Source organism: Kribbella sp. CCNWLW201, assembly GCF_037203805.1.
GTDB lineage: Bacteria > Actinomycetota > Actinomycetes > Propionibacteriales > Kribbellaceae > Kribbella.
In genome coordinates, this window is record NZ_JBBCBQ010000005.1 from 416,791 (window position 1) to 437,798 (window position 21,008).

At 68.0% G+C, this 21,008-nt stretch carries 18 protein-coding genes; 11 read left to right on the plus strand and 7 right to left on the minus strand.

The window, feature by feature from the left end:
- Positions 1-81 precede the first annotated feature (81 nt).
- Positions 82-327 carry a 30S ribosomal protein S18 gene (gene rpsR / locus V9K99_RS23810; protein WP_337012468.1) on the minus strand — a complete coding sequence of 82 codons (246 nt, stop codon included), beginning with the start codon at positions 325-327 and terminating at the stop codon, positions 82-84.
- Positions 328-457: 130 nt separating this feature from the next.
- Between rpsR and V9K99_RS23815 the strand changes: the two genes are divergently transcribed.
- Positions 458-1,780, plus strand: coding sequence for an aminopeptidase C (locus tag V9K99_RS23815; protein WP_337012466.1), 1,323 nt, complete (start codon positions 458-460; stop codon positions 1,778-1,780).
- On the opposite strand, the gene V9K99_RS23820 is transcribed toward V9K99_RS23815, so the two are convergent.
- Positions 1,777-2,508 (minus strand): alpha/beta fold hydrolase, encoded by a 732-nt coding sequence (locus V9K99_RS23820; RefSeq protein WP_337012464.1) that lies wholly within the window; start codon positions 2,506-2,508, stop codon positions 1,777-1,779. The two genes, V9K99_RS23815 and V9K99_RS23820, sit on opposite strands and share 4 nt — an antisense overlap.
- Before the next feature lie 132 nt (positions 2,509-2,640).
- Here V9K99_RS23820 and V9K99_RS23825 point away from each other — a divergent pair, with 132 nt between their 5' ends.
- From V9K99_RS23825 to V9K99_RS23840, 4 genes are read left to right on the plus strand one after another with little or no spacing between them, the layout of a single operon-like run.
- Positions 2,641-5,079 (plus strand): GcvT family protein, encoded by a 2,439-nt coding sequence (locus V9K99_RS23825; protein ID WP_337012462.1) that lies wholly within the window; start codon positions 2,641-2,643, stop codon positions 5,077-5,079.
- A 46-nt stretch (positions 5,080-5,125) separates the two neighbouring features.
- Positions 5,126-6,262 carry an aromatic ring-hydroxylating oxygenase subunit alpha gene (locus tag V9K99_RS23830; protein ID WP_337012460.1) on the plus strand — a complete coding sequence of 379 codons (1,137 nt, stop codon included), beginning with the start codon at positions 5,126-5,128 and terminating at the stop codon, positions 6,260-6,262.
- A 21-nt stretch (positions 6,263-6,283) separates the two neighbouring features.
- Positions 6,284-6,880: a sarcosine oxidase subunit gamma gene (locus tag V9K99_RS23835; protein WP_337012458.1), complete on the plus strand. Its 597-nt coding sequence runs from the start codon at positions 6,284-6,286 to the stop codon at positions 6,878-6,880.
- Positions 6,880-8,250: an L-serine ammonia-lyase gene (locus V9K99_RS23840; RefSeq protein WP_337012457.1), complete on the plus strand. Its 1,371-nt coding sequence runs from the start codon at positions 6,880-6,882 to the stop codon at positions 8,248-8,250. The genes V9K99_RS23835 and V9K99_RS23840 overlap by 1 nt, the downstream gene beginning before the upstream one ends.
- A gap of 81 nt (positions 8,251-8,331) precedes the next feature.
- Here V9K99_RS23840 and V9K99_RS23845 read toward each other — a convergent pair whose 3' ends face one another.
- From V9K99_RS23845 to V9K99_RS23865, 5 genes are all read right to left on the minus strand, one after another.
- Complete coding sequence (locus V9K99_RS23845) at positions 8,332-8,961, minus strand: MBL fold metallo-hydrolase (RefSeq protein ID WP_337012455.1); 630 nt, start codon at positions 8,959-8,961, stop codon at positions 8,332-8,334.
- The gene (locus V9K99_RS23850) at positions 8,958-10,043 is read right to left on the minus strand and encodes an S-(hydroxymethyl)mycothiol dehydrogenase (protein ID WP_337012453.1); all 1,086 of its coding nucleotides are present in this window, start codon (positions 10,041-10,043) and stop codon (positions 8,958-8,960) included. The genes V9K99_RS23845 and V9K99_RS23850 overlap by 4 nt, the downstream gene beginning before the upstream one ends.
- Before the next feature lie 30 nt (positions 10,044-10,073).
- The gene (gene purU / locus V9K99_RS23855) at positions 10,074-10,940 is read right to left on the minus strand and encodes a formyltetrahydrofolate deformylase (protein ID WP_337012451.1); all 867 of its coding nucleotides are present in this window, start codon (positions 10,938-10,940) and stop codon (positions 10,074-10,076) included.
- Positions 10,941-11,132: 192 nt separating this feature from the next.
- On the minus strand, positions 11,133-12,791 hold the full coding sequence (locus tag V9K99_RS23860) for a BCCT family transporter (protein WP_337012449.1): 1,659 nt from the start codon (positions 12,789-12,791) through the stop codon (positions 11,133-11,135).
- 171 nt (positions 12,792-12,962) lie between these two features.
- Positions 12,963-13,769, minus strand: a complete 807-nt coding sequence (locus V9K99_RS23865; protein WP_337012447.1) for an IclR family transcriptional regulator — start codon at positions 13,767-13,769, stop codon at positions 12,963-12,965.
- A gap of 153 nt (positions 13,770-13,922) precedes the next feature.
- Here V9K99_RS23865 and V9K99_RS23870 point away from each other — a divergent pair, with 153 nt between their 5' ends.
- The 6 genes from V9K99_RS23870 (at position 13,923) to V9K99_RS23895 (ending at position 20,944) form a co-directional block, all read left to right on the plus strand.
- On the plus strand, positions 13,923-14,273 hold the full coding sequence (locus tag V9K99_RS23870; RefSeq protein WP_337012446.1) for a bifunctional 3-phenylpropionate/cinnamic acid dioxygenase ferredoxin subunit: 351 nt from the start codon (positions 13,923-13,925) through the stop codon (positions 14,271-14,273).
- The gene (locus V9K99_RS23875) at positions 14,270-15,433 is read left to right on the plus strand and encodes an NAD(P)/FAD-dependent oxidoreductase (RefSeq protein ID WP_337012444.1); all 1,164 of its coding nucleotides are present in this window, start codon (positions 14,270-14,272) and stop codon (positions 15,431-15,433) included. The genes V9K99_RS23870 and V9K99_RS23875 overlap by 4 nt, the downstream gene beginning before the upstream one ends.
- Positions 15,434-15,461: 28 nt before the next feature.
- Entirely contained in the window at positions 15,462-16,361 is a 900-nt protein-coding gene (locus tag V9K99_RS23880) for a bifunctional methylenetetrahydrofolate dehydrogenase/methenyltetrahydrofolate cyclohydrolase (protein ID WP_337012442.1), read from the plus strand.
- The gene (folP, locus tag V9K99_RS23885) at positions 16,358-17,233 is read left to right on the plus strand and encodes a dihydropteroate synthase (protein WP_337012440.1); all 876 of its coding nucleotides are present in this window, start codon (positions 16,358-16,360) and stop codon (positions 17,231-17,233) included. Before V9K99_RS23880 ends, folP begins: the two co-directional genes overlap by 4 nt.
- Positions 17,230-18,579 (plus strand): bifunctional folylpolyglutamate synthase/dihydrofolate synthase, encoded by a 1,350-nt coding sequence (locus V9K99_RS23890; protein WP_337012438.1) that lies wholly within the window; start codon positions 17,230-17,232, stop codon positions 18,577-18,579. Before folP ends, V9K99_RS23890 begins: the two co-directional genes overlap by 4 nt.
- A 97-nt stretch (positions 18,580-18,676) precedes the next feature.
- Entirely contained in the window at positions 18,677-20,944 is a 2,268-nt protein-coding gene (locus tag V9K99_RS23895; protein WP_337012436.1) for an FdhF/YdeP family oxidoreductase, read from the plus strand.
- The last annotated feature ends 64 nt before the right edge of the window (positions 20,945-21,008 follow it).

Sequence of the window (21,008 nt, forward strand, 5' to 3'; positions counted from 1 at the left end):
TATGGCGTGGCTTCCGCTGAGCGGAAACGACCGCCTTCCGGCCAGTGGAAGGTCAACCGCTCGCCAGGGTTGCCGCAGGGGTCAGCGGGTGGCCGAGGTGTAGGGGAGCAGGGCCATCTCGCGGGCGTTCTTGATCGCGCGGGCGACCTGCTTCTGCTGCTGGACACTCAGCCCGGTCACCCGGCGGGAGCGGATCTTGCCTCGGTCGGAGATGAACTTCCGCAGCAGCGCGGTGTCCTTGTAGTCGATGTAGGTGATGCCGTCGCGGTCGAGCGGGTTCTGCTTCGGCTTGCGCTTACCGGTCGGCGCCGGGCGTCGGGGTGCCATGGTCGGGTCCTTAGTTGTTGAATGTCGTTTTCATTTAGGATAGCTGGTGTGGCGAGTTGTGGACAGGGCACGGAGTCGCCACCCCGGCGGAGGCGGTGCGGGCTTGGCGGCTGTTATACCGTCGAGTGCTATGGAGCGGAATCTCACTGCCGAACAGCTCGCGCTCTTCGAGAAGGAGTTCGCATCGAACCCGCAGTACCGGGTGATGCAGAACGCCGTCACGCAGACGCCGGTCAACGCCATCGCCCTCGACCGCCAGGTCGTCACCTCGATCGATCATTCGGTCTCTCATCTGCTCGACGACTGGAAGGTGACGAACCAGAAGAAGAGCGGCCGCTGCTGGCTGTTCGCCGGGCTGAACCTGCTCCGCGCCGGCGCGGCCGAGAAGCTCGGTGTGAAGGACTTCGAGTTCTCCCAGAACTACCTGCTGTTCTGGGACAAGTTCGAGCGGTCCAACTTCTTCCTCGAGGCGATCATCGAGACGGCCGGCCGGGACGTCGACGACCGGACCGTGGCGCACCTGCTGTCCGACCCGATCGGTGACGGTGGCCAGTGGAACATGTTCGTCGCGCTGGTCCGCAAGCACGGCCTGGTGCCGAAGTCGGCGATGCCGGAGACCGAGAGCTCCTCGGCGACCGCGCAGCTGAACGACACCCTGCGCAAGCTGCTCCGCCAGGGCGCCCGCGACCTGCGCGCGCTGGACGGCATCGAGGCGCAGCGCGACCGCAAGCAGGAGATCCTGACCACCGTGCACCGGGTGCTGAGCATCCACCTCGGTACGCCGCCGCAGAAGTTCCTGTGGCAGTGGAAGGACAGCGACAAGGAGTTCCACCGCGACGGGTGGACGACGCCGACCGAGTTCGCGGCGGCGTACGTGCAGCTGCCGGTGGACGAGTACGTCTGCCTGGTGCACGACCCGCGCGAGTCCAGCCCGGTCGGCCAGACGTTCACCGTCGACTACCTCGGCAACGTCATCGACGCGCCGCCGGTTGTGTACCTGAACGTCGAGATCGAGCTGATGAAGCAGCTCACCCAGGACGCCATCGTCGGCGGCGAGCCGGTCTGGTTCGGCTGTGACGTCGGCAAGCAGATGAACGCCGACCTCGGCTACTGGGACGCCAAGCTGTACGACTACGGCGCCGTCTACGACACCGAGTTCACCCTGAACAAGGCCGAGCGGCTGCTGCACCACGAGACGCTGATGACGCACGCGATGCTGTTCACCGGTGTCGACGTGGTGGACGGCAAGCCGCGGCGCTGGCGGGTCGAGAACAGCTGGGGTGACGAGAAGGCGGACAGTGGCTTCTGGACCATGAACGACTCGTGGTTCGGCGAGCACGTCTTCGAGATCGCCGTACGGCGCTCCGCCCTGCCGGTCGAGCTCCAGGCGCGCCTCGACGACGCGCCCATCGTGCTACCCGCCTGGGACCCGATGGGCGCCCTCGCGGACTAGACGATCAGACCCATCGCTTCGGTGGGACGCTCGAGGGTCGGCAGGTGGCCGGCCCACGGGAGGTCGACGCGCTCGGCGTTCGGGAGCCGCTCGGCCAGGTGCGACGCACAGTTGCGGAACCAGTCGAAATCGTGTGCGCCCGTGATCAGTCGCACGGGCGCGACGATCTTCTCGGGCTCGAGGTCGTACTCCTCGTTGTCGACGTCGCCCGCGGGTAGCTGAAGCTCGAACGCACGCTTCTGCATCGCCCGCAGCAACTCGCGCGCGTCGTCGTCCGCTTCGGGACCGAGCCAACTGCGCACCATCAGGTCGGTCGCGCCGTCGACGTCCTCGGCCTCCAGCAACCGCTCCTCCTCCGCCCACACCGCCCGGATGTCCTCGGTCGGCTCCACCCCGTCGGTCGGCGCGCAGATCAGCACCAAGCGCTTGAACCGCTCCGGCTGACGGCTGGCGATCTGCTGGACGACATACCCGCCGTACGACGCCCCGACGGCCTCGACCGTGTCGACGCCCAACTCGTCCAGCACGGCGAGCACATCCCCCGCGTCGGAGTACTTCGCCTCGGGCTCCAACGGCGTCTCGCCGTACCCCCGGAGATCCACCGTGATCACTCGGCGGTCCCGCGCGAGCTCCTCGACCTGCCGCCGCCACATCCGCGCATCCGCCACCCCGGCGTGCACGAGCAACACCGCCGGCCCGTCGCCGGCCACCCAATAAGCAATCGTCATGCCCGCACCCTCGCCGCTGCTGCCCCAAACCCGCAAACGGGTTTCGCCGCTGCCCTTGACGGCTTCCCTGCCGCGCCTGCATTGTTGCTTGTGTCGCAATGGAGTGCAGGATACGCAACAGGAGGCCTCAGTATGGTCGGACGTCGGACCGCCATCATCGGAGCCGGAGTCGTGGGCGCGGCTGTCGCGGACGAACTGTCCGCGCTCGGCTGGACGGATATCGTCGTCATCGACCAAGGCGACCTGCCGGCCACGGGTGGCTCCACCTCGCATGCGCCGGGTCTGGTGTTCCAGGCCAGCGGTTCCAAGGTCCTCACCGACCTCGCGCGCTACACCGTCGAGAAGTTCGTTTCGCTCGAGCACGAAGGCCGGTCGTGCTTCCTCCAGGTCGGCGGCCTCGAGGTCGCGACAACTCCGGAACGCCTGGCGGAGATCCACCGCCGCCACGGCTGGCTGACCTCCTGGGGTGTCGAGGCGGAGGTTGTCGACGCCGATCGGTGCGTCGAGCTCCACCCGTTGGTCGACCGCGAGCGAGTGCTCGGCGGGTTGCACTGCCCGACCGATGGCATCGCGAAGGCCCTGTGGGCGGTCGAGGCCCAGATCGAGCGGGCGAAGAGCCGGGGCGTGAAGTTCCTGCCGCGCCATGAGGTCACGGACATCGCGGTCGAGGACGGGAAGGTCGTCGGGGTTGTCACCGACCATGGCGAGATCGAGGCCGACGTCGTGGTCTGCTGCGCCGGCATCTGGGGTCCGAAGGTCGCCGCGCTGGTCGGCATGAACCTGCCGCTGACCCCGCTGGCTCACCAGCTCGCGTGGACCGGCGCGGTTCCGGCGCTGGCCGGTCAGACCGAGGAAGCGATCCGCCCGGTCCTTCGGCACCAGGACGCGGATCTGTACTACCGCGACCGCTACGACCAACTCGGCATCGGCTACTACGGCCACCGCCCGATGCCGATCGACGCGAACGACCTGCTGTCGGTCGAGGAGGCCGACGTCATGCCGTCCGTCCTCGAGTTCACCCCCGACGACTTCGCCCCGGCCTGGGACGAGACCCAGGCACTGCTCCCCTCGACCGCGGACGCGAAGATCGAGGAGGGAATCAACGGGATCTTCTCCTTCACGCCGGACGGTATGCCGCTGATGGGTGAGTCACCGGAGGTCTCCGGTTTCTGGGTCGCGGAGGCGGTCTGGGTGACCCACTCCGCCGGCGTCGGCCGGGCGATGGCCGAGTGGCTGGCGAACGGCTACAGCGAGAGCTTCGACCTGCACGAGTGCGACGTGAACCGGTTCGAGGACCATCAGCTCGTCCCCGAGTACATCCTCGAGCGCGACTGCCAGAACTTCGTCGAGGTCTACGACATCCTCCACCCGCTCCAGCCGATGGACTCGCCGCGTGCGATCCGCACCTCGCCGTTCTACCCGCGGCAGCAGGAGCTCGGCGCCTACTTCCTGCCGGCCACGGGATGGGAGCGCCCGCAGTGGTACGACGCCAACAAGGGTCTTCTCGAGCGGTACGACGTACCGCAGCCGAACGACTGGGCCGCGCAGTACTGGTCGCCGATCGTCGGCGCCGAGGCGCAGGCCACCCGCGAGGGCGTCGCGATGTACGACATGACCGCGCTGAAGCGCCTCACGGTCACCGGCCCGGGTGCGACCGGCTTCCTGCAGCGCCTCTCGACCGGCAACGTCGACCGGTCCGTCGGCTCGGTCATCTACACCTTGCTCCTCGACGTCGACGGCGGCATCCGCAGTGACGTCACCATCGCGCGCCTGGGGACCAACCACTACCAGGTCGGCGTCAACGGAGCCCTCGACACCGACTGGTTCAACCGCTTCCTGCCGGCAGACGGCTCGGTCGTGGTCACGGACATCACGCCGGGCACATGCTGCATCGGCCTGTGGGGCCCGAAGGCCCGCGAGGTCCTCAGCAGGCTCACCGACGCGGACCTGACCAACGACGGCCTGAAGTACTTCCGTGCCGCCCGGTTCAGCATCGGCAACGTCCCGGTCACCGCGATGCGTCTGTCGTACGTCGGCGAGCTGGGCTGGGAGCTCTACACGACGGCCGACCTGGGCCTCCGCCTCTGGGACACCATCTGGCAGGCCGGCCGGCAGCACGGCATCATCGCGGCGGGCCGCGGCGCGTTCAACTCCCTCCGGCTGGAGAAGGGCTACCGCTCGTTCGGTGCGGACATGACCTTCGAGCACGACCCGTACGAGGCCGGTCTCGGCTTCGCCGTGAAGCTCGACAAGGGTGACTTCATCGGCCGGGACGCACTGCTCCGCCGGACGGAGAACCGGGTCCGCACGCTCGCCTGCCTGACGATCGACAACCCGTTCGACGTCGTCGCGGGCAAGGAGCCGGTCTTCGTCGACGGGCGCGCGGCCGGATATGTCACCAGCGCCGCCTACGGCTACACGATCGGCAAGGGCATCGCCTATGCCTGGCTGCCGGCCGACGCCGCCGCTCCCGGGACTCTGGTCGAGATCGGCTACTTCGACCGCCGGGTCCAGGCCGTCGTGGCGGCCGAGCCGCTCTTCGACCCGAAGATGACCCGCCTCCGCGGCTGACCTTCCGCCCCCGACTGACTTTCTTCACGCTGCAAGGAGCAACAGCATGACCGTCACCGAGAACCAGACCCTGCCGGAGAGCTTCCTCCCGACCCTGCCGGGATCGGCCTACTCGGACCCCGAGCTCTTTGCCCGCGAACAGGAACGCATCTTCGAGCAGCTCTGGTTCTGCGCGATCCGTTCGGGCGACATCGTGAAGCCGGGCGCCTTCCGGACCGTCCAGATCGGCCGCGAGAGCATCCTGATCACCCGCTCGCGGCGCGGCGAGGCGCGCGCTTTCTTCAACATCTGCCGGCATCGCGGCGCCAAGCTCTGTACCGAGGAGTCCGGGGAGACGCAGCGCGCCTTCCAGTGCCCCTATCACGCGTGGACCTACGACCTCGACGGCAAGCTGGTCGCCGCCCCGAACCTCACCAAGATGCCGGACATCGACCGGGTCGAGTACGGACTCCGCAAGGTGCACGTGCGCGAGTGGCTCGGCTACGTCTGGGTCTGCCTCGCCGACGACGCGCCGTCGTTCGACGACACGGTCGTCGGCGCGGTGCGGACCCGCCTCGGCGACATCGAGTCGCTCGATCACTACGGCGTGGAGAACCTCGAACTGGGCAAGCGGATCACGTACGACGTGAAGGCCAACTGGAAGCTCATCATCGAGAACTTCATGGAGTGCTACCACTGCGCCACCATCCACCCGGAACTCACCGAGGTGCTGCCGGAGTTCGCCGACGGTTTCGCCGCGCAGTACTTCGTCGGCCACGGCGCGCTGTTCGGCGAGGAGATCAAGGGCTTCACCGTCGACGGCTCCGAGGGCCTCGACCGGATCCCGGGTGTCTCCGAGGACCAGGATCGCCGCTACTACGCCGTCACGGTCCGGCCGCAGGTCTTCATCAACCTGGTCCCGGACCACGTGATCATCCACCGGATGTTCCCGCTCGCCCCGGACCACACGATCGTCGAGTGCGACTGGCTCTACCTGCCCGACGTCGTTGCCTCAGGCAAGGACCTGACGAAGTCCGTCGAGCTCTTCCACCGGGTCAACCAGCAGGACTTCGACGCGTGCGAGCGCTGCCAGGCGGCCACCGACTCGCGGATGTACGCCGCCGGCGGCGTCCTGGTGCCCAGTGAGCACCACATCGCCGAGTTCCACAGCTGGGTCCTCGACTCCCTCAACCCGAATGCCTGACCGCCGAAGGGACGAAGCGAGATGGCTGATCTGACGAGCCTGCGGCGCAGCGGGTCGGAGGCCGGGATCGGGGACCTGCGGCTGCTGGAGTTGACGTTCCTCAGCATGGTGAGCCTCCGCGTCGATCCGGACTCCACTGCGGCACGAGGCATCGAATGCGTCCTGGAGCTCGGCCTGCCCGGAACGTGTGGGGAGGTCGCCCGGCGCGGTGAGCGGGCGGTGCTGTGGCTGGGGCCTGACGAATGGCTCATCGTCTCGGATCCAACGGCCGCCGACGGGGTGCCTGACATTCCGGTGGCCGGCCTCCGCGCGGCGGCGGGCGGCGGACACGCAGCCATCGTCGACGTGTCGGCGAACCGGACAGTTCTCGAGGTCTCCGGGCCGCACGCGCGGGAGGTCCTCGAGAAGGGCTGTCCCGTCGACCTGCACCCCCGCGTATTCCTCGATGACACGGCGGTCACGACGACACTCGCCCGCGTTCCGGTCCTGCTCTGGAAGGTCGACCGTACGACGTTCCGCGTCATGCCGCGTGCCTCGTCCGCTCCGTCCGTCGCCACCTGGTTGCTCGACGCCATGCGGGAGTTCGCTCCGCGGGGTCAGACCGCGGGCGGCTCCTGATGGCGCTCTCGGCGTTCGATCTCTACTCCATCGGTATCGGTCCCTCCTCGTCGCACACCGTCGGGCCCATGCGGGCCGCGAAGCGGTTCGTCGAGAGGCTCGCCGGTTCCGGACAGTTGGCGCACGTACGCCGGGTCCGGGCCGAGCTGTTCGGATCGCTCGGCGTGACCGGACACGGTCACGGTTCGCCCAAGGCAGTCGTCCTCGGCCTCGAGGGTGAGGACCCGGCGACAACGGACACGGACCGGGCCGATGGCCGGATCGACGAGATCCGGGAGACCGGCCTGCTCGTCCTGAACGGCACCACCCCGATCGGGTTCGACGTGGACTCCGACCTGGTCATGCACAGACGCAAGAGCCTTCCGGCCCACCCGAACGGAATGACGTTCGCCGCCTTCGACGAGGACGACGTACAGCTCGACTTCCGGACGTACTACTCCGTCGGCGGCGGCTTCGTCGTCGACGAGGAGGCCACCGGCGCGGACCGGGTCGTGCTGGACGAAACGCAGGTCAAGTTCCCGTTCGGCACCGGCGCGGAACTGCTGGCGATCTGCGAACGCGAGCAGATGTCGATCAGTGACGTCATGTTCGCCAACGAGCAGGCCTGGCGCACCGAGGACGAGATCCGGGCCGGGATGCTCCACCTGTGGTCGGTGATGGCCGAGTGTGTCGAACGAGGCTTCCAACGCGACGGCGTACTTCCGGGCGGACTCCGGGTGCCGCGACGGGCTCCGGGACTGTTCCGGGAGTTCACCAGCAAGGGGTACGACGACCCGCTACACGTCATGGACTGGGTGAACCTCTATGCCCTGGCCGTCAACGAGGAGAACGCGTCCGGAGGGCGCATCGTCACGGCGCCCACCAACGGCGCCGCGGGGATCATCCCGGCCGTCCTGCACTACTACGTGCGGTTCGTCCCCGGCGCGAACGAGGACGGCATCGTCCGGTTCCTGCTGACCGCGGCGGCGGTCGGAATCCTGTTCAAGCTGAATGCATCGATCTCCGGGGCGGAGGTCGGCTGTCAGGGTGAGGTCGGTTCTGCCTGCTCGATGGCGGCCGGCGGCCTCGCCGAGGTCCTGGGGGGTACGCCGGCCCAGGTGGAGAACGCGGCGGAAGTCGGCATCGAGCACAACCTGGGCCTGACCTGTGATCCGGTCGGAGGCCTGGTGCAGATTCCGTGCATCGAGCGGAATGCCATCGCTTCGATGAAGGCGATCAACGCGGCGCGCCTGGGCGTGAGCGGCGACGGCAGCCACAAGGTGAGCCTGGACAAGGCGATCAAGACGATGCGGGACACCGGTCGCGACATGAAGGTGAAGTACAAAGAGACATCCCGCGGCGGCCTCGCCGTCAACGTGATCGAGTGCTGAAAAGGTCCAGTCCTTCGCCGGACTGGACCGTTTCCCCTCCCCGCCCCGAGCGAAGCGAGGGGCGGGGTTGTTGCTTTTTCTTTAGTGGCCGCGGGCGATCCACGCTTCCAGGTCGCCGCTCTCGGCGCCGATGGACGTGTCGTCACCATGTCCGGTGTGTACGACGGTCTCGCTCGGGAGCGTGAGCAGCTTGTCCCGGATCGAGTCGATGATCGTCGGGAAGTGACTGTGAGAGCGCCCCGTCGCGCCCGGCCCGCCGTGGAACAGGGTGTCTCCGGTGAAGACCGCGCCCAGCTCCTCGCTGTAGAAGCAGCAGGCACCGGGGGCATGACCGGGTGTGTGCAGCGTTCGGAGGGTGATGCCGGCAACCTTGAACTCGTTGCCGTCAGCAAGCTCCTCGTCAGGGGCGGTGTCGTGAACCACGTCCCAGAGGATGCGGTCGGCCGGGTGAAGGTACGACCGCGCGCCCGTCGCCGTACACAGATCAGTGGCTGCGTTGACGTGGTCGTTGTGCGCATGGGTGAGGAGAACCGCGCGCACCTCGCGTCCCGCAACAGCGGCGACGATCGGATCAGCCGAATGTGCGGCGTCGATGACGACGCATTCGTTCTCGTCGCCGATGACCCAGACGTTGTTCTCGACGTCCCAGGTGCCACCGTCGAGGCTGAAGGTACCCGCGGTCACGACCCGGGTGATCTCGGCGCCGCTCACAGCTCGACCACCGAGCGCAGTACCTCGCCCTTGTGCATCTTCGCGAAGGCGTCCTCGACCTCGCCGAGGGCGATGGTCTCCGTGATGAACTCGGCCAGCGGGAACCGGCCCTGCTGCGCCAGGTCGACGAGCATCGGGAAATCGCGCGATGGCAGGCAATCGCCGTACCACGAGGACTTGAGCGCACCGCCCCGCCCGAAGACCTCGAGCAGGGGAAGAGTGAGCTCGCTGTCCGGCGACGGGACGCCGACGAGTACGACGGTGCCGGCCAGGTCGCGTGCGTAGAACGCCTGCTCGTAGGTCTCCGGCCGACCGACCGCATCGACCACGACATCGGCGCCGAAGCCGCCGGTCAGCCTCCGGATCGCCTCGACGGCGTCCTCGTCGCGGGAGTTGACGGTGTGGGTCGCTCCGAAGCCCTTGGCCCAGTCGAGCTTACGGTCGTCGACATCGATCGCGATGATGGTGGCAGCGCCGGCGAGGGCGGCGCCCGCGATCGCTGCGTTGCCGACACCGCCACAGCCGATCACAGCGATCGAGTCGCCTCGCTCGACACCACCGGTGTTCACAGCCGCTCCGAACCCGGCCATCACACCACAGCCGAGGAGGCCGGCAGCAGCCGCCGGCGCGTGCGGGTCGACCTTGGTGCACTGACCCGCCGCGACGATCGTCTTCTCGATGAAGGCGCCGATGCCGAGGGCGGGTGAGAGCGGGGTGCCGTCGGTCAGCGTCATCGACTGCTTGGCGTTGTGAGTGCTGAAACAGTACTGCGGCTTGCCCTTCGCACACGCGCGGCACTGGCCGCACACCGCACGCCAGTTGAGGATGACGAAGTCGCCCGGTGCGACCTCGGTGACACCCTCGCCGACCGACTCGACGACACCGGCGGCCTCGTGGCCCAGCAGATAAGGGAATTCGTCGCCGATCCCACCGTCACGGTAGTGCAGGTCGGTGTGGCAGACGCCGCAGGCCTGGACCTTCACCACGGCCTCCCCGGGCCCGGGGTCGGGGACGACGATGTCGACGACCTCGACCGGCGCGCCCTTGCTGCGGGCGATGACTCCCTTGACGGTGACGGACATGACTCTCCTTGTTCTGGGTGGTTTGCGGACTCAGCGGAAGACGACGGTGCGGTTGCGGTCGAGCAGCACCCGGTGCTCGCTGTGCCAGCGGATCGCCCGGGCGAGCACCTGAGCCTCGACGTCGCGGCCCGCGGCGGTCATGTCGGCGGGGTCGAGAGAGTGATCGACGCGGGCGACGTCCTGCTCGATGATCGGCCCTTCGTCGAGGTCCGAGGTCACGTAGTGCGCGGTGGCACCGATCAGCTTCACCCCGCGGGTGTGTGCCTGGTGGTAGGGCTTGGCGCCCTTGAAGCTCGGCAGGAACGAGTGGTGGATGTTGATGGCCCGCCCTTCCAGCTTGCCGCAGAGTTCGTTCGACAGTACCTGCATGTAGCGGGCGAGTACGACGAGGTCGACGTCGAGCGAATCCACCAGTTCGAGCAGGCGCGCCTCCGCCTCCGGTTTGGTGTCCGGGGTGACCGGCACGTGGAAGAACGGGATGCCGTTGGCGTCGGCGACAGCCTCGAAGTCCCGGTGGTTGGAGACGATGCCAGGGATCTCGATGTTCAGAGCGCGCGTGCTGGTCCGGAAGAGCAGGTCGTTCAGGCAGTGGCCGAAGCGGGAGACCAGCAGCAGGCTGCGGGTGGGCGTGTGCAGGTCGTGCAACTGCCACGCCATTGCGAACTGGCTCCCGATCGCGGCGAAGTCCTGACGCAGCGACTCGGCCGTCGCGCCGTCCAGCCGGAACTGGACCCGCATGAAGAAGGTGTCGGTGAGCCGGTCGTCGAACTGCTGGCTGGCGCTGATGGTCCCGCCGTGCTCCATCACGAAGCGGCTGACCGCGAAGACGATGCCCGGCGCCTCCGGACAGGTCAGCGTCAGTACGTACTCCTGGCCGGCCGGGGGACGAGGCGCCATCAGGGTCTCCTTTGCGTATTACACAACTTAACGAGCGATACGCAACAGACTGCCTTCCTGGGGGAGGCAGGTCAAGAGGTGCGAGTCGGGTTTTTCGTGCGCCGCGGCCGGCGTGCCCACACGTGCGAACCGGCCGGGAGACGGGCCCTGTCTGGGACCCGTCTCCCGGCCGGCTCGCGGCTGTGGAGGTGCTCAGGCGACTGGTGAGTGCGACGCCGGTGCGGCGCCGTTGGGTGAAGCGGTGATCGCTTCCTCATCGAGTTCGTCGAGCTCGGCGAGGGTGGCCGTCGCTCTGCGGCGTCCCGGCCGTGGGGCGGGATCCGGTTCGTTGCGGAGCTCCTTCACCAGCGCCACGGCAGCGCCGATCATGATGAACATGAAGGGGAAAGCGGCCAGGATGCACAGCGTCTGAAGGGCCGATAGTCCACCCGCGAGGAGCAGGATGCCTGCCACGGCGCCGGTCATGACACCCCAGAAGATCGTCACCAGGGTGCCCGGCTCGCGACAACCCCGGCACGACAGCATGCCCATCACGAGCGCTGCGGCGTCCGCACCGGAGATGAAGAAGAACGCCACCAGAATCACGACGATCAGTGCGGTCAGCGCGAACCACGGATACTGCCGGAGGAGTTCGAACAGCGCCGTCTCCTGTCCCTGTTCGAGGGCGCCGGCCAGATCCGTGCCGCCGAGCTGCAGGTTGATCGAGATGCCGCCCAGGATGGAGAACCAGACGAAGGTGACGAGACTCGGTGCGAGCACCACGCCGAAGACGAACTCGCGGATGGTGCGGCCGCGCGAGATGCGGGCGATGAAGGCGCCGACGAACGGCGTCCACGACATCCACCAGGCCCAGTAGAAGATCGTCCAGCCGCCGAGCCAGTCCTGTCCGCCGAAGGCGCCGGATCGGAAGCTCATCGGAGCGATCTGGTAGAGGTAATCGCCGGTCGACTCGGTGAACGTGCTGAGGATGAAGACAGTCGGGCCGACAACGAACAGGAAGAACAGCAGCGCGACGGCGAGCACCATGTTCAGGTTGGACAGGTACTGGACGCCGCGGTGGACACCGCTGACCGCCGAGACGATGAAGGCCAGGGTGAGCACCGAGATGATGCCGATCGCCATCGGCGTTGACTTGGGGACGTCGTAGAGCTGGTTCAGCCCCGAGTTGATCTGCAGGGCGCCGAGGCCGAGGGAGGTTGCCGAGCCGAACAGGGTGGCCAGGATCGCGAAGGTGTCGATGGCCCGGCCGGCGCCGCCCTCGGAGCGCTTGCCCAGCAGCGGGAAGAACGTCGAGCTGATCAGGTTCGCGCGACCGTGGCGGAACGAGAAGTATGCGAGTGCCAGCCCGACGATGGCGTACATCGCCCACGGGTGGAACGCCCAGTGGAAGAACGAGTACTGGATGGCCAGCTGTGCACCCTCCTGGCTGTTGGGCTCGGCGAGGCCCATCGGGGGCGCGCTCAGGTGTGACAGGGGCTCGGCAACGCCGTAGAACATGAGCCCGATACCCATGCCGGCGCTGAACATCATCGTGACCCAGCTGACCGTTCTGAACTCGGGCTTCTCGTCGTCGCGGCCGAGCCGGATGCGGCCCCAGCGGCTGCAGGCCAGCACGACGGCGAGTACGACGAAGCCCGTGCTCGCCAGCACGAAGAGCCACCCGAAGCTCTTGATCACCCAGGCCAGGGCGTCGCCGGAGACGCTGGCCAGGCCCTTGTTGTCGAAGATTCCCCACAGGACGAAGCCGAGCGCGAGCGTGGCTGCGCTGAGCAGCACGATCTTGTCGGCCGGCAGGCGGAGGAACCGTTCAGAACTCTCCGGCGTGGGTGGATTCTCAGGGGTGGTTGACATTGCGAGGGGTCCCTTCAAGTGGGTTCCACGTTGCCCGGGCGTTCCTCGACTCTAAGACCGTGTTGTGTGATCCGCAACAACCTGCGGCAAATGAAACAGACGGTAGCGCGGCGCCAACGCAGAACAGCGCGACCACGAAGACGTGGTCGCGTTGCGGGTTCGGTGCTGGGGTTAGCCCAGCCAGCCCATGCGGTGGCTGATGCGGCTCGCGGCGAGCTTGAGGTCCGCCTCGGTGCTCTTGATTCGCGCCTCGTCGTACCGGTACGCCGGACCAGACGCGCTCAGTGCCCCGACGACGGTTCCGGTGTGGTCGCGGACGGGGGTGGCGGCGGCGTTCAGGCCGACCTCGAGCTCCTCGAACGCGGTCGCGAAGCCGGTCTGCCGGACCTCGGCCAACTGGTCGAGAAGTGCTACTCGCGACGTCACGGTGTTCTCGGTGAGTGACGGAAGGCCGGCCTTGTCCAGGATCGAGTCGCGCTGCTCGTCCGGCAGGTAGGCGAGCAGGACCTTGCCGCTGGAGGTCGCGTGCAAGGGGGTCAGTTGGCCGACCCAGTTCTGGCTCGCCACGGCTGCCGAGCCGCGCGCCTGTTGCACGTTCACCGCGTAGTGCTCCCGCATGACGGCCAGGTTGATCGTCTCGTCGAACTGCACCGCGAGGGCGTCCATGATCGGCTGGGCCTGACGCACCATGTCGATCCGGGTCGGGATGGCGCTCGCCAGCCGGAGGATGCCGAAGGCGAGCTGGTACTTGCCGCGGTCGGTGTTCTGTTCGACCAGGTCGCGCTCCTCGAGTGCCGCCAGGAGCCGGAAGGCCGTCGACTTGTGGACGCCGATCTCCGCGGCGACCTCGCTGACGCCCGCATGGCCCTCGCGGGCGAGGATCTCGAGAACCGTGATCGCCCGGTCGACGGACTGGACACCTCCCTGGCTGTCGCCGCCACGGCCACGTCCGGCAGAATTCTGCTCCCCGTTGCTCATAGCGCAACCCTACATGTCGGCGGTGTTAACTCCAGGGCTGCTGCTCGCGATTTGTGACGGACCTCGCGTGGGCCCTTGACAGGTGGTCGCCAGCCTTCTCAGACTGTTGCGCATTGCGCGATACGTTGTGCTATTCGCACCAAGGTGGAGAATATGATCCGAGTCTGTCCCCTCTCCGCACTCCCGCCCGGAGAGGCTCTGCGCGTCGATGCCGAGCCGCCCATCGCGGTGTTCCACACCGAGGAGGGTGAGATCTTCGCCGTCGACGACACCTGCACCCACCAGGACGCCTCGTTGGCCGACGGCTGGCTCGAGGGCTGCGAGATCGAGTGCCCGCTGCACGCGTCGAAGTTCAACCTGCGCACCGGGGAGGTCGACGCGCCGCCGGCCAAGCGGCCGATCCGGACCCACACGGTGCACGTCGAGGACGAGCACATCTGTGTGGAACTGTCCGATGCGGAGCCGAACCTCCCGCCGGGCGTCACATTCGGTGTGACCTCGTGAGGACGATCACGATTGTCGGTGCGTCGCTCGCCGGCCTCTACGCGGCTCAGGCGCTGCGCGCGCAGGGATTCGACGGAGAGGTCGTTGTCGTCGGCGACGAACTGCGCCGGCCCTACGACCGGCCGCCGCTGTCGAAGGACTTCCTGGCCGGCAAGATCGAGGCGGACGTGCTGAACCTCGAGTCGGCCGATGACGACCTGGGGGCCGGCTGGCTCCTCGGGTCGCCCGCGGTCGCGCTGTGCCCAGGCACTCGCGAGGTGGTCCTCGCCGGTGGTGCCCGGGTCCGCAGTGACGCAGTGGTCATCGCCACCGGAGCACGGGCGCGCGCGTTGCCGGGCAATCTGGCCGGCGTCCATGTACTGCGGACGATCGACGACGCCGTCGCACTTCGATCGGAGTTGCTGCCGGGTGCCCGCCTCGTGGTGATCGGCGCCGGCTTCATCGGCGGTGAGGTCGCCGCCACGGCGAAGGCGCTCGGCCTCGATGTCACCGTGGTCGAGGCGATGGCCGCGCCGCTCGCCGGACCACTCGGTGCCGAGATGGGCGCCGTCGTGAGCGGGCTGCACGAAGCGCACGGAGTCACGCTCCGATGCGGTGTCGGTGTGCGGGGACTCGTCGGCAGTGAGCGTGTCGAAGGTGTCGAACTCGCCGACGGGACGTTGCTGCCCGCGGACGTGGTGGTGGTTGGCATCGGTGCGGTTCCCAACATCGAGTGGCTCGCTGACTCGGGCATCGCGCTCGGAAACGGGATCGAGTGTGACCACCAGGGCCGCACCAGCATCCCCGGCATCATCGCGGTCGGCGACTGCGCGGCGTGGCACGACCCGCGGCTCGGTCGCTCACATCGTGTCGAGCACTGGACCGGAGCCATGGAGCGACCGGCGATCGCCGTCGCGGCTCTGCTCGGCGGGGACGGGTGGAGTGAGGGCCGCCAGGTCGGCATCCCGTACTTCTGGTCCGACCAGTACGACGTGCGGATCCAGTTCGCCGGCCATGCCGCGGAAGCCGACTCGGTCACGATCGAGGAGGGGACGGTGGAGAGTCACAATCTCCTGGCCGTCTACCGCCGCGGCGATGTTCCGGTCGGCGTCTTGAGCATGAACCAGGCACGCCTTTTCGGCCGCTGGCGGCGGCAGCTCAACGCTGCTGTTCCGGTCTGACCCCTACGAGTCTCGGAAAGGCGAGCCGGTGGCTATCGCACAGAGGATTGACGGACGGAAGGTCGCTGGCGACCTCAAGGCAGAGCTTGCCGTCCGCGTCGGTGCCCTGCACGCACAGGGGATCCGCCCAGGGCTTGGCACGATCCTGGTTGGTGACGACCCGGGCAGTCACTCGTACGTCGCGGGCAAGCATCGCGACTGTGCTGAGGTAGGCATCGAGTCGATCCGGGTGGAGTTGCCGGCGTCGGCGACGCAGGACGAGATCGAGACCGCCGTGACCCGGCTCAACGACGATCCGGCCTGTACCGGGTTCATCGTCCAGCTTCCGTTGCCGCCGCACGTCGACACGCACCGGGTCCTTCAGCTGATCGATCCCGCCAAGGACGCCGACGGGCTGCATCCGACGAACCTCGGCAAACTGGTGCTCGGCATTCCCGGTCCGTTGCCGTGCACACCCCGGGGAATCATCGAGCTTCTCCGGGCGCATGACGTCGAGATCACCGGCCAGCGGTTCTGTGTGATCGGCTGCGGCCTGACCGTGGGCAGGCCGCTCGGCCTCATGCTCACCCGCCCGACCGAACACGCCACGGTGACGTTGTGCCACGAGGCGACCGTCGATATCGCCGCGCACACGCGTGCGTCGGACGTGGTCGTCGCGGCCGCCGGTGTGGCCCACCTGGTCAGGCCGGACTGGATCTCGCCCGGCGCGACGGTCCTCTCGGTCGGCATCACCCGAACGATCGAGGGCATCCTCGGCGACGTCCATCCCGAGGTCGATTCGGTAGCCGGCAAGGTCAGCCCGGCGATCGGCGGCGTCGGGCCGATGACCCGGGCCATGCTGCTGACGAACATCGTCGAGATCGCCGAGCGGAGTCTGTTCGCCCTCAACGGCCACCGGCGCGATCACGCCGTGGAGGTGTTTCGATGACCGCGCTCCACGTTTCCGGGCCGGCGACATCTCCGGACGCGGCGGTGGGGCGATGCCAGGTCCTCGGCGTCCTCAATGTCACCCCGGATTCGTTCTCCGACGGCGGACGGTTCGATGGCTTCGACGCGGCGGTTGCCCGGGGCCTCGGGCTTGTCCAGCAGGGTGCGGACATCGTCGACGTCGGGGGTGAATCGACCCGGCCCGGTGCCGCCCGTGTGGACGAGGCGGTGGAGTTGCGGCGGGTGATCCCCGTGACCGGCGCGCTGAGCAACGCTGGTGTCAGCGTGTCGGTGGACACGATGCGCGCGAGTGTTGCCGAGAAGGCACTCGAGGCTGGTGCCGTGATGGTCAACGACGTATCGGGCGGGCTGGCCGACCCCGCGATGTTGCCGCTGATCGCTGAATCGCGGGCCCGTTGCATCTTGATGCATTGGCGCGCGCATTCGGCGGTCATGGACGCGTTCGCCGGCTATCACTCGGTAGTCGAGGAAGTGCGCGTCGAACTGTCGCGGCGGGTGGATGCAGCGGTAGCCGCGGGAGTCCATGCCGAGAACGTCGTACTCGATCCCGGGCTGGGGTTCGCGAAGACCGCCCAGCACAACTGGTCCGTGCTTGCGGCATTGCCGCAACTCCTCGATCTCGGTTTCCCGGTTCTGGTCGGTGCGTCCCGGAAGCGATTTCTGGCCGAATGCGTGGACTACGGCGGCCTCGACCCGGACAACCCGCTGGATCGTGACGACGTGTCGAGCGCGGTGGCAACCCTCGCGGCGTCGGCCAGAGCCTGGGGCGTGCGCGTCCATGCGGTTGCGCCTGCGGCCGCGGCGGTGCGCGTTGTTTCCCGCATCGCCACCCTGGGATGGGAGATCCCATGACCAGCCTCTCGATTCGGGAGATCGAGGAACGGCTTCTCACCCGTTGGCCGGAGACGAAGCTCGAACCGTCGCTCGACCGCATCGCCAAGGTGATGGCCCTTCTCGGGGATCCGCAGAAGACGTACCGGAGTGTTCACCTCACCGGGACCAACGGCAAGACGAGCACGGCGCGCATGGTCGAGGCGCTCCTGGCCGCGTCCGGTGAGCGCACTGGCCGGCTCACGAGCCCGCACCTGACGAGCATCAGGGAACGGATCGGCATCGCCGAAGAGATCATCAATGTGCCGGCGTTCGCGTCCGCCTACGCCGCTGTCGCCGAGCACGCCGACCATGTCGATGCCACCATGCCGCAGCCGTTGTCGTTCTTCGAGATGACGGTGGCCATGGCCTACCGGGCGTTCGTCGACGCCGCAGTCGATGTCGCCGTCGTCGAAGTGGGCATGGGCGGGCAGTGGGATGCGACCAACGTCATCGACGCCGACGTCGCCGTGGTCCTCCCGGTGGCTCTGGACCACACGGACTACCTCGGTCCGACGACAACCACCATCGCCCGGGAGAAGGCAGGCATCATCAAGGCCGGGGCCGTTGCCGTCAGCGCGCGGCAGAGCGAGGACGTCGCGAGGGTGTTGCGAGCACGTGCTCGTTCCGTCGGCGCTCGCTTGGTCGTGCAGGACCACGACTTCTCCCTGCTGCGGCGGACGGCCGTGGAAGGCGGCCAGGTCATCTCGGTGCAAGGGCTCTACGGAACCTACGGCAACGTTCTCCTGGCGCTGCACGGCCGTCACCAGGCCGACAACGCGGCGTGTGCCATCGCGGCGGTGGAGGCGGTGCTGGGCGGGCAACTGGACCTGGCCGCGGTAAGGACCACTCTCGGCCGCGTGGCATCACCGGGGCGATTCGATGTCCGGCCGGGTGCGCCGTTGATGGTCCTGGATGCGGCGCACAATCCACATGGGGTCCGCGCCCTGGTCGAAGCTCTGGGCGAGCGCGAGCCGTGCCGGACGTTCGCCGTCATCGCGGCGATGGAGGACAAGAACGTCGAGGGAATGCTGCGGGAACTCGAGCCCGTCATCGACGTGGTCGTCTGCACCCGGAACTCCAGCCCCCGAAGCCTGGCACCCGCGAAGCTCGCCGCGGTCGCCCGGCAGGTGTTCGGGGCGCAACGAATCCATGTCGCCTTCAACGTGGCGACCGCGATCGAGAAGGCTCGGGCGCTCGCGGCACCGCTGCCCGGGCGCGCACCTGACGCTCTGGTGCTCGTGACCGGCTCGGTCGTGACCGTCGGCGACGCGAATCGCGTGCTGCCCGCCCCTGAACCACCGATGGGTCGCCCCCTGCCCGGGTGATGCGCCCCATCGGTCCGGGGTTGGGTGCCAGGTCAGCATCTGGCGCCCAACCCCAACCTCTTCGTGGAGACGAACAGTGAAAGGAACGCGCGGCGGCATGGGTGGTATCGAGGATCCGCAGGACGACCTGACCGCCGGACCGCCGAAGACGTACGCGGCCGGACTGCCGGCGGTCGCTCATGCGATGCGGTATTCGCTGGCGCAGACGACGGTACGCCGTACTGCGCTGACACTGCTCAACCTCAACCAGGTGAAGGGTTTCGACTGCCCAGGATGTGCCTGGCCCGAACCGGACCATCGGCACCAGAACGAGTACTGCGAGAACGGCGCGAAGCACATCAACGACGAGGCGACGACTCGCCGTGTCACTCGCGACTTCTTCGCGCAGCACTCGATCGAGGAACTCGACGGCAAGTCCGACTACTGGCTCAACCAGCAGGGCCGGCTGACCGAGCCGATGGTGAAGCGGCCCGGTGCGGCGTACTACGAGCCGATCGGCTGGGACGACGCGTTCGGGATCATCGCCGACGAGCTGAACGGGCTCGACTCGCCCGACGGGGCACTGTTCTATGTCTCCGGCCGGCTCAACAACGAGGCGGCGTTCCTGCTCCAGCTCTTCGCCCGGGCCTTCGGCACCAACAACCTGCCGGACTGCTCGAACATGTGCCACGAGTCCAGCGGCTCCGCGCTCGGTCAGACGCTCGGCATCGGCAAGGGCAGCGTGCAACTCGAGGACATCTACAACGCCGACCTGGTCTTCGTCGTGGGGCAGAACCCGGGGACCAACCACCCGCGGATGCTGTCGGCGCTGGAGCGCACCAAGCAGAACGGCGGGCGGGTGATCGCCGTGAACACGTTGCCCGAGGCCGGCCTGATGCGGTTCAAGAATCCGCAGAACGCCCGCGGCGTCGTCGGTCGCGGTACGGCGATCGCCGACCAGTTCCTGCACATCCGCCCCGGCGGCGACCTCGCGCTCTTCCAGATGCTCAACCGCCGGCTGCTCGAGGCCGACGCAATCGACCGGGACTACATCGCGAAGTACACCACGGGCTTCGATGCGTACGCCGATCACGCCCAGACGATCACCTGGGAGCACGCGCTCGAGGCCACCGGCCTTACCCGCGAGGAGATCGAGGCCGTGCACGAGTCCGTGCTCGCCAGCCGGTCCGTCATCGTGTGCTGGGCTATGGGCCTCACCCAGCACAAGCACGGTGTGCCGACCATCCGCGAGGTGGTCAACTTCCTGATGCTGCGTGGCAACATCGGTAAGCCGGGTGCGGGCGTCTGCCCGGTACGCGGTCACTCCAATGTCCAGGGCGACCGGACGATGGGCATCTGGGAGCGGATGCCCGACTGGTTCCTGGACGCACTCCGGGACGAGTTCAAGTTCGAACCGCCGCGCGCGCACGGCCTCGACTCGGTGGATGCGATCCGGGCGATGCGCGACGGGAAGGCGCGGGTGTTCGTCGGCGTCGCCGGGAACTTCGCCCGGGCGACCCCGGACAGCGAGGTCACGGAGGCGGCGCTGCGGAAGACCAGCCTCACCGTGCAGGTCTCCACGAAACTCAACCGGTCCCACACCGTCACCGGCGAGACCGCGCTCATCCTGCCGACGCTCGGCCGCAGCGACCGTGACGTTCAGGCGACCGGCGAGCAGTACGTCACCGTCGAGGACTCGATGAGTGCGGTGCACCAGTCGCGTGGCAAGTTGCCCCCGGCATCCCCGCACCTGCTCAGCGAGGTCGCGATCGTCGCCCGGCTCGCACGGCGCACGCTCGGCGACTCGCCGGCGATCCCGTGGGCCGGGTTCGAGACCGACTACGACCTGATCCGGGACCGGATCTCCCGGGTGGTGCCGGGTTTCGAGGACTTCAACGAAAGGATCAAGCAGCCCGGCGGCTTCACGCTGCCGAACCCGGTGAACTCGGGCGTGTATCCGACACCGAGCGGGAAGGCCGTCTTCACCTGCAACGAGCACGAGTGGCTGGCGACTCCGCCGGGCCACCTGATCCTGCAGTCGCTGCGCTCGCACGACCAGTGGAACACCATCCCCTACGCGATGAACGACCGCTACCGGGGCATCCACAACGCCCGCCGGATCGTGATGGTCAGCCCCGAGGACATCGCCGAGCTCGGGTTCGCCGACCGCGATCTGGTCGACATCGTGAGCGTCTGGCGCGACGGCACCGAGCGCCGGGCTGAGGGGTTCCGGCTCGTGGCCTACCCGGCATCGCGCGGGTCCGCCGCGGCGTACTACCCCGAGACGAACGTGCTGGTACCGCTCGAGAGCGTCGCCGACGTCAGCAACACCCCGACCTCCAAGGGCATCCTGATCCGCCTGGAGGCTCCCGCTCAGCAGATCTGACCGCCGCGCCGTGCTGTTCCAGCGCCTTGGGTACCGGGGGCAAGCTGGTGATGACGGGGAGGTG

Bases quoted from the DNA above. Each gene is read 5' to 3' on its own strand.
- V9K99_RS23825 (WP_337012462.1), top strand. From the start codon at position 2,641: ATGGTCGGACGTCGGACCGCCATCATCGGAGCCGGAGTCGTGGGCGCG.
- V9K99_RS23840 (WP_337012457.1), top strand. From the start codon at position 6,880: ATGGCGCTCTCGGCGTTCGATCTCTACTCCATCGGTATCGGTCCCTCC.
- V9K99_RS23865 (WP_337012447.1), bottom strand. From the start codon at position 13,769: ATGAGCAACGGGGAGCAGAATTCTGCCGGACGTGGCCGTGGCGGCGAC.
- V9K99_RS23830 (WP_337012460.1), top strand. From the start codon at position 5,126: ATGACCGTCACCGAGAACCAGACCCTGCCGGAGAGCTTCCTCCCGACC.
- V9K99_RS23815 (WP_337012466.1), top strand. From the start codon at position 458: ATGGAGCGGAATCTCACTGCCGAACAGCTCGCGCTCTTCGAGAAGGAG.
- V9K99_RS23870 (WP_337012446.1), top strand. From the start codon at position 13,923: ATGATCCGAGTCTGTCCCCTCTCCGCACTCCCGCCCGGAGAGGCTCTG.
- folP (WP_337012440.1), top strand. From the start codon at position 16,358: ATGACCGCGCTCCACGTTTCCGGGCCGGCGACATCTCCGGACGCGGCG.
- rpsR (WP_337012468.1), bottom strand. From the start codon at position 327: ATGGCACCCCGACGCCCGGCGCCGACCGGTAAGCGCAAGCCGAAGCAG.
- V9K99_RS23835 (WP_337012458.1), top strand. From the start codon at position 6,284: ATGGCTGATCTGACGAGCCTGCGGCGCAGCGGGTCGGAGGCCGGGATC.
- V9K99_RS23895 (WP_337012436.1), top strand. From the start codon at position 18,677: ATGGGTGGTATCGAGGATCCGCAGGACGACCTGACCGCCGGACCGCCG.
- V9K99_RS23850 (WP_337012453.1), bottom strand. From the start codon at position 10,043: ATGTCCGTCACCGTCAAGGGAGTCATCGCCCGCAGCAAGGGCGCGCCG.
- V9K99_RS23890 (WP_337012438.1), top strand. From the start codon at position 17,230: ATGACCAGCCTCTCGATTCGGGAGATCGAGGAACGGCTTCTCACCCGT.
- V9K99_RS23820 (WP_337012464.1), bottom strand. From the start codon at position 2,508: ATGACGATTGCTTATTGGGTGGCCGGCGACGGGCCGGCGGTGTTGCTC.
- purU (WP_337012451.1), bottom strand. From the start codon at position 10,940: ATGGCGCCTCGTCCCCCGGCCGGCCAGGAGTACGTACTGACGCTGACC.
- V9K99_RS23860 (WP_337012449.1), bottom strand. From the start codon at position 12,791: ATGTCAACCACCCCTGAGAATCCACCCACGCCGGAGAGTTCTGAACGG.